The sequence below is a fragment of the Neobacillus camarae genome (genome assembly GCF_054950115.1).
The window spans coordinates 1,424,670-1,437,346 of the sequence record NZ_JBUCKX010000002.1 but is presented as its reverse complement, the minus strand read 5'-3'; the positions used below and the strand labels follow the sequence as shown (position 1 = coordinate 1,437,346).

At 42.5% G+C, this 12,677-nt stretch carries 13 protein-coding genes; 3 read left to right on the top strand and 10 right to left on the bottom strand.

Going from position 1 to position 12,677, the window contains the following annotated elements; genetic code table 11:
• Window positions 1-70: 70 nt before the first annotated feature.
• On the bottom strand, window positions 71-820 hold the full coding sequence (locus ACY8D0_RS14495) for a glucose 1-dehydrogenase (RefSeq protein WP_462411371.1): 750 nt from the start codon (window positions 818-820) through the stop codon (window positions 71-73).
• A 119-nt stretch (window positions 821-939) separates the two neighbouring features.
• On the opposite strand from ACY8D0_RS14495, the gene ACY8D0_RS14490 reads away from it, so the two are divergent.
• Entirely contained in the window at window positions 940-1,083 is a 144-nt protein-coding gene (locus tag ACY8D0_RS14490; RefSeq protein WP_462411205.1) for a hypothetical protein, read from the top strand.
• Between the two features lie 82 nt (window positions 1,084-1,165).
• On the opposite strand, the gene thrB is transcribed toward ACY8D0_RS14490, so the two are convergent.
• From thrB to ACY8D0_RS14465, 5 genes are all read right to left on the bottom strand, one after another.
• Window positions 1,166-2,080: a homoserine kinase gene (gene thrB, locus ACY8D0_RS14485; RefSeq protein ID WP_462411204.1), complete on the bottom strand. Its 915-nt coding sequence runs from the start codon at window positions 2,078-2,080 to the stop codon at window positions 1,166-1,168.
• A complete protein-coding gene (gene thrC, locus ACY8D0_RS14480; protein WP_462411203.1) occupies window positions 2,067-3,140 on the bottom strand; it encodes a threonine synthase in 1,074 nt (357 codons plus the stop codon). Before thrC ends, thrB begins: the two co-directional genes overlap by 14 nt.
• Window positions 3,137-4,429 (bottom strand): homoserine dehydrogenase, encoded by a 1,293-nt coding sequence (locus ACY8D0_RS14475; protein WP_462411202.1) that lies wholly within the window; start codon window positions 4,427-4,429, stop codon window positions 3,137-3,139. Before ACY8D0_RS14475 ends, thrC begins: the two co-directional genes overlap by 4 nt.
• Before the next feature lie 235 nt (window positions 4,430-4,664).
• The gene (locus ACY8D0_RS14470; protein ID WP_462411201.1) at window positions 4,665-5,789 is read right to left on the bottom strand and encodes an HAD family hydrolase; all 1,125 of its coding nucleotides are present in this window, start codon (window positions 5,787-5,789) and stop codon (window positions 4,665-4,667) included.
• Window positions 5,790-5,952: 163 nt separating this feature from the next.
• On the bottom strand, window positions 5,953-6,549 hold the full coding sequence (locus ACY8D0_RS14465) for a cell wall hydrolase (protein ID WP_462411200.1): 597 nt from the start codon (window positions 6,547-6,549) through the stop codon (window positions 5,953-5,955).
• 349 nt (window positions 6,550-6,898) lie between these two features.
• Here ACY8D0_RS14465 and ACY8D0_RS14460 point away from each other — a divergent pair, with 349 nt between their 5' ends.
• Window positions 6,899-7,345 carry a Dps family protein gene (locus ACY8D0_RS14460; protein WP_462411199.1) on the top strand — a complete coding sequence of 149 codons (447 nt, stop codon included), beginning with the start codon at window positions 6,899-6,901 and terminating at the stop codon, window positions 7,343-7,345.
• 84 nt (window positions 7,346-7,429) lie between these two features.
• On the opposite strand, the gene ACY8D0_RS14455 is transcribed toward ACY8D0_RS14460, so the two are convergent.
• The 4 genes from ACY8D0_RS14455 to ACY8D0_RS14440 all read right to left on the bottom strand — a co-directional run bounded on the left by ACY8D0_RS14455 (window position 7,430) and on the right by ACY8D0_RS14440 (window position 10,668).
• On the bottom strand, window positions 7,430-9,100 hold the full coding sequence (locus tag ACY8D0_RS14455; protein WP_462411198.1) for an ABC1 kinase family protein: 1,671 nt from the start codon (window positions 9,098-9,100) through the stop codon (window positions 7,430-7,432).
• Between the two features lie 54 nt (window positions 9,101-9,154).
• Entirely contained in the window at window positions 9,155-9,436 is a 282-nt protein-coding gene (locus ACY8D0_RS14450; protein WP_462411197.1) for an AbrB/MazE/SpoVT family DNA-binding domain-containing protein, read from the bottom strand.
• A gap of 109 nt (window positions 9,437-9,545) precedes the next feature.
• Complete coding sequence (locus ACY8D0_RS14445) at window positions 9,546-9,956, bottom strand: disulfide oxidoreductase (protein ID WP_462411196.1); 411 nt, start codon at window positions 9,954-9,956, stop codon at window positions 9,546-9,548.
• A 1-nt stretch (window position 9,957) separates the two neighbouring features.
• Window positions 9,958-10,668, bottom strand: a complete 711-nt coding sequence (locus ACY8D0_RS14440) for a DsbA family protein (protein ID WP_462411195.1) — start codon at window positions 10,666-10,668, stop codon at window positions 9,958-9,960.
• A 315-nt stretch (window positions 10,669-10,983) separates the two neighbouring features.
• Here ACY8D0_RS14440 and ACY8D0_RS14435 point away from each other — a divergent pair, with 315 nt between their 5' ends.
• The gene (locus ACY8D0_RS14435; protein ID WP_462411194.1) at window positions 10,984-12,531 is read left to right on the top strand and encodes a response regulator transcription factor; all 1,548 of its coding nucleotides are present in this window, start codon (window positions 10,984-10,986) and stop codon (window positions 12,529-12,531) included.
• Window positions 12,532-12,677 lie beyond the last annotated feature (146 nt).

Genomic DNA, 12,677 nt, shown 5'->3' with positions numbered 1-12,677 from the left:
ACATTATTTTATCATATTATGGACCTTTGTAGAGTGCAAAAAAATACCCAACACACGTTGGGCATCATGATTATTCATCATATATCATTTTCCGGGTCATGCCGCCATCAACCACTAAATTTATCCCGGTGACAAAATTATTTTCCGGTGCGGCTAAGTACAGGCAGGCTTGGGCAATATCACTTGGCTTTCCCACCCGCTTGGAAAAATGCTGCTCATGGTCAGCGGCTGTCAGATCTGAATAGTCCCCGGTATGGATCCAGCCTGGTGAAATGGCATTCACTGTAATCCTATCTTCACTCAATGTGGCCGCCAATGCATGGGTAATGGCCACGATTCCCCCTTTAGTAGCTGCATAGCTTTCCGAGTTTGGCTCAGACATCAAAGCACGTGTGGATGCAATATTTACTATCGAACCTCCCGCTTCGTTCTCCCGCATAAGCTTGGCCGCTTCACGTGAACAGAGGAACACACTTCTTAAATTAGTATTGATGACATCCTCCCATTGTTCAACCGTTAGTTCATAAAAAGGGAAAAAGCCGCCTTTTCCGGCATTATTGATTAACACATCCACTGTTCCAAAATTCCGCTTTGTTTCTTCAAACAACTGAATGATATCTGGCTCTATTCGGACATCTGTTTTTATGAACACAGCCTCGCCGCCACTCACCTGAATCCGTTCTAGGGTTTGTTGTCCGGCTTGGGCGTCGATATCGGCAATCACGACTTTTCCGCCGTTTTTGGCAAAGGCTTCAGCCACGCCGCGGCCAATCCCGTTTCCTGCACCTGTCACTACAATAACCTTACCAGCAAAATCCATTTTCTTCGCTCCTTTCATCACTAAACCTTCCTTGTTCATTTTACCAATTGGAAATATGTAATAAAAGACCGGACAATTGAAGAAACTAACTCATCAAACTAATTGACAGGTGGGTTGTCATGAACGAAATATGCTTTTATTGCTCTAATGATATTGAAGAAAAGCAACTGCATACCGTATCGTTCTTTTCTTCGAATCAAGAACGACAAGAGTCCCTTTGTGACGAATGTTACCAAGAATGGTTGCATGGGATTAAAGGTTAATGCTTTGGCAGCAAATATATGTGAATCATAAAAAAGGATAAACAGACACTGTCTGTTTATCCTTTTTTGATTACTGTCCTATTTATCCCACAATACTGTCTACTTTAACACAGCTTCCATGGGCTGCGATTTGCAGATGTTTCACCGTCATATCCGGAAACTCCCTTTGCAAGGATTGTGCGAGCTGATGTCCATTCCCTTTTTCCGTAAAGCAGATTACCGTTGGACCGGCTCCACTAAGGGCGGCGCCAAAGGCACCGCTCGCTTTAGCTGCTTGTTCAATTTCCTCATAACCGCGAATAAGTGGTTTACGATATGGCTGATGAAACAAGTCGCTGCTCATCATCTTCCCTGCCATGTTCCAGTTTTGATTGAGAAGCGCTGCAACCAGAAGATTTGCAGCCGCGGAGGCCTGTACCGCTTCCTCTCTTGAAAAGGACTTTGGCAGTACTTCACGAGCATCCTTTGTTAGCAGGACCTCTTTGGGAATCACCACGGCCAAATCAAAATCCACATCGTTAAACGACAACATATCGACTTCATTTTGCTGATAACAGCCAACCACAAGCCCTCCATACAGGGAGGCTCCGACATTATCCGGGTGCCCTTCCCATTCTGTGGCGAGATGCAATTTTTCCTGTTTAGATAATCCGAGTACGAGGATGGCATCTGCAAGTTCAATGCCGGCCACTATGGCAGAAGCGCTGGAACCAAGCCCACGTGCCAAGGGAATCTCACTATCGATGGATACCCTGCATGGCGGCAGCACTTTTCCATATCGCTTCGCAATCGTGAGCGCAACCTGACCAATGAAATGCTGTTCATCGGCAGGGAACTCCCGCAACTCATCATTTTTCGTAGAAAACTCCCAGCTGCCGCTTCGCTCAACCTCTAATGTCAAAAACAAATCCACAGCCAAACCTACCGAATCAAATCCGGGTCCAAGATTGGCGGTGCTCGCCGGCACTTTAATGATAAAGCGATTATTGAGCGGCATGGAGCATAACTCCTCTAATATGGTCCGCAACTGCCTTTTCATCGTTCGGCAATTGAACAGGCTTGATTAGACTGCTTTGGATCGCCGTATCCGGATCCTTCAGTCCATTACCAGTAAGAACGGCAACAATTTTTGTTCCTTTCTTGATTTTCCCATTTTGGATGGCTTTATAAACACCCGCAATAGAGGCACATGACGCCGGTTCGGCAAACACGCCTTCTGACGATGCCAATTTTTTATAGGCGGCAACAATTTCCTCGTCGGTGACTTCATCAAATTGTCCATCCGATTCTTCCACCGCGGCAACTGCTAAATTCCAGCTTGCCGGGTTGCCGATTCGGATTGCTGTCGCAATGGTCTCCGGATTTTCAAACACTCGGTTATGGACAAGTGCGGCAGCTCCGGCTGCTTCAAAGCCAAACATTCTTGGCAGTCCGGTTCCCTGTTTTTCAGCGTATTCTTTAAACCCTTTCCAATAGGCACTTATATTGCCGGCGTTTCCAACCGGTATCGCCAAGATTTCCGGGGCTTGGCCTAACTGATCACAGATCTCAAAGGCAGCCGTTTTTTGGCCTTCAAGACGGAACGGATTGACCGAATTCACGAGGGTAACCGGCTCAGTCTCACTAATATTTCGGACCATTTGCAACGCTTGGTCGAAATTGCCCTCGATGGAGATGATTTCCGCCCCGTACATCATGGCTTGGGCAAGCTTGCCTAAAGCAATTTTCCCTTCCGGAATCACGATAATGCATTTGATGCCGGCACGCGCGGCATAAGCGGCGGCAGCTGCTGATGTATTTCCTGTTGAGGCACAAATCACTGTCTTACTTCCCTCTTCCACGGCCTTGGCAACGGCCATTACCATGCCTCGGTCCTTAAAGGAACCAGTCGGATTTGCTCCTTCCGTTTTCACGTACAGCTCAACACCCCACTCCTCGGAAAGGTGTTCCAGCTTGATTAATGGAGTGTTTCCCTCATTTAATGTTAACTTTGGAGTTTCTTGATTGATAGGTAAATAGTCTTTATACGCTTCTAATAATCCTGGCCATCTTTTCATGATTTTCTCACAACCCTATATGCACATTTTACTTCCTTAACTGCTGATAAATCGTATAACTCTTGGATAATTTGATCATAACTTGTCAAAGACGCTTCATGGGTAACTAATACAATTTCAGATGTTTCATTTTTCTTAATCGGCAGCTGTAAAATCTTTTCAAAGCTGACTCCATTCTTAGCAAAAATACTGGTAATATCTGCGAACACACCCACTTCATCCTGTGCATGGATTCGAAGAAAATACTTGGAGTATTTTTCACCATCACCTTTTAACTGCTTTGGAAATTGTGGTGTAACCGCACTTTTACCATTCACTCCAAGCCGTAAATTTTTCATGACAGCGACAAGATCCGATACAACAGACGTTGCGGTGGGCAAACTGCCGGCACCGGGACCGTAAAACATGGTCTCGCCAACGGCTTCCCCGTACACATAAACGGCATTATATTCATTTTGAACGGAGGCGAGCGGGTGGCTGTTCGATAAGAATGTCGGTGCCACACTGACTTCTACTTGATCCCCATCCCGATGCGCATAGCCGATTAGTTTCATAGTGTAATCTAGCTGTTTTCCGTAATTGATGTCTTCTTCTGTCACATTCGAAATCCCAGTCACTAAAACATCTTCTAAATCAATATGCATCGAGAATCCTAAAGTGGATAATATCGTCATCTTGCGGGCGGCATCGAGACCTTCCACATCCGCGGTTGGGTCTGACTCGGCAAAGCCCAATTCCTGCGCTTCTTTCAGGGCTTCCTGATAGGATTTACCCTCATTGGTCATTTTGGTTAAAATGTAGTTGGTTGTTCCATTGACGATACCCATCATTTGAGTGATTCGATCGGAGGCAAGTCCATCTACTAAACTTCTTAAAATCGGGATTCCTCCGGCAACACTGGCCTCATAAAATAAATCGCATCCATATTCAGAGGCAACAGTTAACAACTCGGACCCATGTAAAGCCATTAGGTCTTTGTTAGCTGTTACGACATGCTTTCCTTGACGAAGAGCTGTTATCAAATAATCCTTTGTATCCTGAACACCGCCCATCACCTCAATGACGACGTCAATCTCCTGGTCAAACAAGATTTCATCCGGATTGTCCGTTAACAGTTCGGCTTCCATTTCAATGGGGCGTTTTTTATTTAAATCCCTCACAAGGATTTTCTTGATTACAACTGGACAGCCGACTTCGTGCATCAATTTATCCTGATTTTTCTTGATGATTTGCACAACACCACAACCTACGGTGCCCATACCCAATAGCCCAATCGAGATTGCTTTCACATATTTCCCCTCCCGCCATTGTCCTCACAGGATAAACAATTGTATTTGTATTGTAGACATTATATGATTCTCTTGATTTTTTTACAATAGTTATGTTTTTCAATTTACTTGATTGTAATCGTTTACCACCGCGTGGTTCTAGGTTTTTTCTTTCAAATAAAAAATTTTCGATAAAGTCTGGAAACTTATGCTGTAAGAATGGCCGGACCCTAACTTTCTGGTGCCAGCCGCAATTTTACAGTATTTTTTTTAGCTCAATGACCGAATCAAAAATATAATCCGCCTGATGGTCCTCTAGTTCGGCCCTTGCCGCTTTACCGGAGAGACCGGTTAGTACTCCGGCAAACTTCGCACCCAGACTTCTGGCCGCCAGCAAGTCTGCCAACGAATCACCAACGATCAGCACTTGTTCGGCACCCTCCATTGGCAGTGGGAATGTGACAGCTTGTTGTGCCGTGAGTTCCTTGTTATGGAGTGCCATGATGTATGTAAACGGGTGTGGTTTCGAAAGGGATGTTATTTCCGGGAGTTCATTTTCTGCCGCCAGTACATCATCAGCTGTTACAATTCGCCGTTCATCCAAATACTCGATCCACCCCAAATGCCGAAACGGCTGAATCGTCTCCAATTCCGGGCGTCCTGTTCCAATGCCTATTTGATAACCGGATTGAGTAAGTTCCTGAAACAGACCGGCTATATCTTCCTGTGGAGCAAGGGTTGTTTCGCTTGCCAAAAATCCCTGCTTTCCGGTTTGAACGGACTGCCTGCCGGTAGAGGCCTGGACATTGTCATCCCCCACATACCATTCCTGGCAGACATGTTCACAAACTGACCACAGCTCCCCCTTGCTGAATGCGGAAGTATTGATTCCCAGCTTCTCACTTGCCAGCTCGTTTAAATACTCGAGCAAATCCTGCTTGACCGCAGTTGAACGCCCGAAATCTTTTACAAAAGCTGAAAAATCCATCTTGACGGGGTAATTGTTCAATACCCTGCCAATTTCCAATAGTGTTTCCCGAGTGATAGGGGTCTGGAGCCATTGGCTGATTTTTTCATTTTCTGTCTCCTTTATTTGCGCTAATAAGTGGATCAATTGATGGCTAAAGGTTAAATAAATCATATCCCAGTTGGCATTTAGACCGCGTGATTTTTGAAATTTAAGGATTTGATCCTGCTCAAACACTCTGGATCTTATTTGGTCTATTTCAGCTTCGGTATAGTCAGTCTTAAATTGTTCAGGTGAAAGACCCAAATAATTGTAACTAATCAACATTTCCCATACTGATAGGGCCGAAGCGTCAAAATAGTGCTCCTCACTCAAAAGCACTCCATCCACATCAAACAATATTGTTTTAAACAATGACGACAACCTCATTTCCAGAACCGCTTTGTACGTTATCGTAACATATTAAACAGTGTGATTAAAAGTAAATTTGTCTAATTTTTCAGCATAAAAAAAGGAAAATTCCAAAAAGGAATTTTCCGCTTATACATAATATATCATCCATCCGGAGATACTTTTATTATCTGGCAAATACATGATTTCCGATTCTGACTGTCACTTGGCGTGATGAAACCCATGAGCTTGTTGAGGTGTCTGGATTATAGAAAAATAATGATCCGTTCCCTTTACCCAATAATGCTATTGCCTCATTGACAGCTCTTTTGGATGCTGCATCAGCAGGCTGGTTAATCTGGCCGTTGGCAACAGGGGTGAAAGCATAGTGTCCATTTGCGATTTGATAGATAACTCCTGGGACCGTGTCAGGGAAGTCGGAGCTCATAAATACACGGTTTAAAACGACAGTCGCGACAGCCACTTTACCGGCATAGGGCTCTCCAACTGCTTCTGCATGAACCAAACGTGCCATTAAATCTTTATCTGATGTTGATATGATCGAGTTTGGCAGAGTCATATATTGACCCGAAACAAGTGTCTTACTATTGTTTGCTTTCATTAGACTGTTCACAGGAATACCGAAGCCTGTTGCCACATTCCAATAGGTATCACCAGATTGAACTTTGTGAGTGGTTGCTGCCTCTGTTTGATTCGTTAAAGTAAATGCTGAAATAGAAAACATTAATCCAGCGGCTACTATTAGTTTTTTTAATTTTTTCACGGATTTGAACCTCCTAGTAGTCGTTTATTTGTCTACTATTAACCTATCAGATGTAATATTTATAATCATGGTCCAAAAAGTGGTAAAAGATAGAATAGCCGCCAAACCCTTTGCTAGTTAACTAACAAAAAATACTTGGAAATGTTATCCACATAAGGTTAATCGTCTAAAATCAACACCTTTGGAATTAACTGGGTCATATATTACAACCTGTAAAAAGGATGTAACAGTGGATTTTCGTCATTATTCCTCTGAGTTAACGGGATTGTAAACAATTTCCGCAAATACCGCAAGAATATCACAATGTAAATGGGTAAAATAAACATGTACTAAAAAGGAGGCTATAAAAATGAACACTCAGTTAGTCAATATGCTTAACAAACAAATCGCCAACTGGTCTGTGTTGTATATTAAGTTACATAACTATCACTGGTATGTGAAAGGCGACCAATTTTTCACCTTGCATGCCAAATTCGAGGAACTATATAACGAAGCTGGATTGCACGTGGACGAATTAGCAGAGCGCCTCTTGGCTGTTGGCGGTCAGCCTGTTGCCACCATGAGGGAATGCTTGGAACTTTCCACGGTTGAAGAAGCATTCGGCACTGAAACGGCGCAGGAAATGGTACAATCCGTTGTCAATGACTTCTCGATTATCATTGGTGAACTAAAAGAAGGAATGAGTTTTACCGATGAAATTAATGATGAAACAACCGGGGACATGCTCTTGGCCATTCATTCCACTTTGGAAAAGCATGTATGGATGCTTAAGGCCTTTCTTGGAAAAACCGTTTAATGTCTGGTTATCCAAACACCCTAAATAATAAAAGCTGAGCCGGTGTACATCATCCGGATCAGCCTTTTTTATTTTGCATTCTTTTTAAGTGGTGAATGGCGGTTTTGGATGTGGCCTCCTTCGTTTTTTACCGGGTTTTCGAATCACTTGGATTAGCGTCAGGAATCCCCCAAAAGCCATCATGATCAGACCTGGGGTTTGGTATGGCTGCAAAATTTGCGAGCCAGCGATTAATAAACCTGTACCGAATACCGCAAGAATCATTTTGTTGGTTTGCGAGGACTGCTGCATGATGATTTTGCGCTCGAACGCTTTCGATGGCTGGACCCGGATATCACCGGATTCAAGCTGATCCACCAATAGGGCGAATTTTCGCGTCGCAGGGATTATCTTTAAGAATGTTTCCTTTACTTGATTCACAACGGATGCTTTTGCCGGCCTGCTGGATTCACTGGCAATCACATCCTCAACGAATGGTTTGGTGCTTGCAATGATATCAAATTCCCGGTCCAGTCCGTTGCAAATGCTTATAACAGTCATCACGGCTTTACCAAAAAAGGTCATCCGTGTAGGAATTTGAAATGGCTGCTCATAAAGAAATTCCCGCATACTTTCCAAGAATACTTCATTATTAATGGCATCATAATTAAACTGGCCTTCTGAAAATCCCGAAAGTACAACATTAACGCTTTTTTTCAGAGTGGACTTTTCAGTATTTTTCCTTAAGAAACCGAGTTGCTCCAAGTCATCCGTGATTCCCCCTGCATCCTTTAGGTAAATATCCATAGCCAATTTCACCATATTTTCTTTCATCTGATGGGTAACCTTGCCAACCATGCCAAAATCAATGAACCAAAGCGTCCCATCACCCGTTACTAACAAATTTCCCGGGTGAGGGTCTGCATGGAAAAAGCCGTCCTCTAAAAATTGCTTCAAATAGGCTATATAAAGAATGGACGCAAGCTTCCTCTTATCAACAGAGGCCTCTTTCAATTTGCTAACTTCATTGATTTTCACCCCGTCAATGTATTCCATGACTAATATTTTTTCCGTCGTCAGTTTCTTATGAATACGGGGCGTTGCCACTCCGGGAAAGTCCTGAAAAGCTGTTTGAAACGACTGTAGATTTTTTGCTTCTGTCAGATAATTTAGTTCTTCGGAGATGACTTCTTCAAACTCATCATATACATCTTTTAAATCCACAAATCTACCGATTTTGGTAAAACGATTAGCGAGAGACGTTAACACCTTTAATGTTGCAAGATCAAGTTCGACAATCTCCTCGATTCCTGGGCGCATGACCTTTACGGCCGCTGTTTCACCGTTCGTTAACACGGCTTTGTGAACTTGTCCCAAGGAAGCTGCAGCAATGGGTGTGGTGTCAAAACTTGAAAATAGGTCCGTTATCTTTCCGGAAAGCTCTTCTTCCATTCGTTTCATAATCAATTCTGATGGTACAGGGGAAGCTGCATCCTGCAGTTCGGATAGAATATCCGTGTATTCCTTGGGGAGAATGTCGACCCGGGAACTGACAAATTGCCCCAGCTTGATGATTAGACCGCCCAGGTCTTCCGCAGTTTTCGTAAACTTTTTGGCCTGGGCGGCATAAATGCCCTTGGACTTTTTGGCTGCTGTTTCTTTTGATAAAACTTTTTTTGTTTTTCCCAGCCACCATAACTGGATAAAGAAGCCGATAAACATAAAAAAGATGGCCCGAAACCGTTTGTTTCCCATAAGACGTGCTGCTTCACGCATCTTGTCCACTCCTTTTATAGCTAAACACAGGACAAGCCTGCGTGGTATCCCATGTTAATCTTCTTGTTCCTTGTCTTCCTCCGCGTTGGTCCCGGTTTTTTCATAAATGTCCCGTGCCATTTTTTCAAAACGTTTGGACTTGTTGAAGAAGAAATTGGCAAACTTGTTGACGATTTCTGATTTAACGAGAATCACGGTGCCTTTTCTCTCATCTCCAAATACTACAAATTTCTCTCCTGCTTTAATTCCCAACTCTTCTCTTGCTTCTGCCGGAATCACAACCTGGCCTCTTTCACCCATGCTGGTTGTTCCAAAAATTTTCCCATGATTCATCATGGTTCATCACCTCACTTGTATGATAGTTCATACTTTTCATACGAACCATACAATTCACACAAAGTACATATGGCATTATTGTGTCCATAGAAAAAGAGGATGACGTGTGTCACCCTCTCTTTTGGGAACGTGCCAAGACTACCAGACTAATGGTGATAATCGTAAAGGCTATAAATGCTAATATAGGAATCGTAATAAAACCAAGCCAATTGATATAATCCTGTGAACACGGGACTCCGGTAGTGCACATTTCAAATTGCTGCAAATAAGGAACTTTTTGCAGCAATGTATGATAGCCGGAAATCAGCATGCCAATGGCCGACAGCGGGAGAACATATCGATAAATGCCCCTATCATTACGATAGACAGCAATACCGAGGATGATGGCTAAAGGGTACATAAAGATTCGCTGATACCAGCAAAGCGTGCAAGGGATAAAATGCATCACTTCGCTAAAGTATAAACTGCCCAAAGTGGCAATAATGGCAGCAATCCATGCCAAGAGCAAAGATTTATTCATATTACTTCTCCTTTGCCGCTGATTCTACCATATCTTTTAAATCATCAATCGTTTGGCCGGTAAACTTTTCTCCGTTTATAAACAAAGTGGGGGTTCCTGTCACTCCTAGCTGGTTAACTAAATCCATATCCTTTTGCCAAGCAGCTGTTGATTTTTCAGCATCGAAATATTTGACCACCTTGTCCACTTCTTCGTCACTGGCCACTTCCTTTAATGTATCCGTTAAAAATTGCTCTGTAAAATAGTCCATTTTTTCATATTTGCTATCTTCCGGCTGTTTTTCATAAAGAAGCTCATGGAATTTCCAAAACGTTTCATTTCCTAGCTCATGAAAGACGGATTCTGCAAATTTAGCCGAACGTTCCGAATCAACATTAATAAACGAATCATTCATAAAGTACAATTTAGCTTTGCCGGTATCAACCAGCTCTTTTTGGATAATCGGGATTGATGTGCTGGCAAAATTTTTGCAGATAGGACATTTATAATCCCCAAACTCGATGATGGAGACAGGGGCTGACTTATCACCGAGAAATGGCTGACTGCTATAATCAATTTCTGATGCCTTTTGGTCTGATTCCTGCTTATTCGGCAGGTTACCGAAAAAGATTAAGGCTAAGATTCCTACTGCAATCAAACCAATGACCCAAAAGATAAATTTCGATGACGAACCATTGTCTTTCTTCTTCACTTTGTTTTTTTGATTTGCCATAATCAGACTCCTTCTATCATAAACTATTGGGAATGGAGTAACCTTGTGTTTACATCCAATTAGTTTTACTATCACTTATCCGGCAAAATATTGCAAATAAAAGATTCCCATCGTCTTAAACAAAATTTTAATCAGGAAAAAGGCACCAATCACCGTCATAAACCGGGTTTTCCTGAACATTTATCCCTAGTATATACCTATCATAAATTTTTCCTTATTTGCAAAATTTGATATCCTCCTTGACTGATTTTATACTATCTACTATCCTTTATATTAATGGGAATTTTCTGAAAATATAATTAAGGGGTGGCAGGCTTGGTTGTTTCAATTAAAGATCAAATGAATCAGCTAATCCGGCTGGCTGGTCTAGAAATTTATAAGCATCGAAAAGAGATTAAGCTGGAGTGGGAGAATATGCTGAAGGGGCTTATCCGGTGTAATGGACTGATTGATGTGAGCCCGGAGGAACAGCTGTCTCTTCTTCATTTTCATCAATTATTTTGGGACTCTATTCCCAAATTCAATACAGAAGAGGATATCAGTGAAGTCCTTCACAAGCTCCAATCAGATTGGGAAACCGTAAACCGAAACTCGGTACAGCCGCACAAACTGATGTTGCTGTTCACTTTATTGGAACAGGCCACCCAAAAGACCATTAATACGCATGGAAAAACTGATATCCACATTCATCAGTCGATTCAGCATTTCTTTTCGCTGATCCTCCAACACCTGCTTGTAGAAAGTAGAAGTAAATCCCTTACGATTGAAGACTTTTTCAATAGAATGATTGATACGCACGAAGGCCCCTTCCTTTGGTTTGCCAAAATCCTTATGACAGACAAAGGGGTGTCCATAGAAAGTTTCAAAGCGAATTCTTCTCTGGAAATTGATGAAACATACCAAAAAATGATTTCCTCGTTACAAGGACCATCCATCGAGCTTTTGTCTAAGGCGATACTAAGATTATTATCCGATTCATTATCTGAAGTTGGCTTGGAGGTTGTCCCAGCAGCATCCGATACAGACTGTTATATATACTGCCTGACAAAACCGGATGGGGAAAAACTCAAACCGGTACTCTCGATGTTACTACGTATGTTCAAAGAGAATGAAAAGCTTTCCGAAATTCTGGAAGTGAAGAACGATTGGAAAGACTCCCTGATTTTATTTGATGAATGGATTATGTTGGCACGCAATTTTCAAGAGGCAATTGAAAACGTTGTAAGCGGATTCACTAAATACCTCCCCTTTGAACGCGCGGCCTTGTTTTATTATACAAAAACAGAAACCGGTGATGATATTGGCATGGGCGTGATGGGGCATAAAATCGCCACGAAGGAAATCCGCAGTATCCGTGAAAACCTTGTTAACCTGCCGCAAATCACGAAAACGATGCTCAATATTCAGCCATTATATCTTCCTAAAGCAGACGTAGTCCTGCCAACCAGGTTTGTCCGGCAATTTCGTTTGGAATCATTGGTGATTGTCCCAATTTACAGCGCTTTTAACCAGCAAATTCTTGGTGCTGTCTTTTTAGACCAAGGGGAAGGCGAAAAGTTCGCCATCTCCACTGCCATGTTGTCGGTGATCACGAAATTTGGCCAGCACGCCGGAGAAATTTTGGCAAAATATACCCCGGAAAAAGAATATATATGGTCGATTACCAACAAAGCCATGTTCTCAAACCGGGAAATCGAAATTCTCAAATTAATCGCTGACGGTAAAACGATTGATGAAGCGGCAGAACTGTTATATCTAAGCAAATACACTGTTCGTGATTATATTACCATTATAAAGAAAAAGTTAAATGCCCAAAATCGTACACAGGCGATTGCTGAGGCGATTAGGCAGGGATTTATCTAATCCCCAGGGTTTTATTACCCTGGGGCGTTTTAGTCTTCCAAAGGATTATTCAAGTTGGGACGCTTCCTTTCCGACAGTTGGGTCTCCTTTTCCGACAGTTGACGTATCATAAGATAATTCCTTGCTAATTCTCCTCCCGAGTCGAA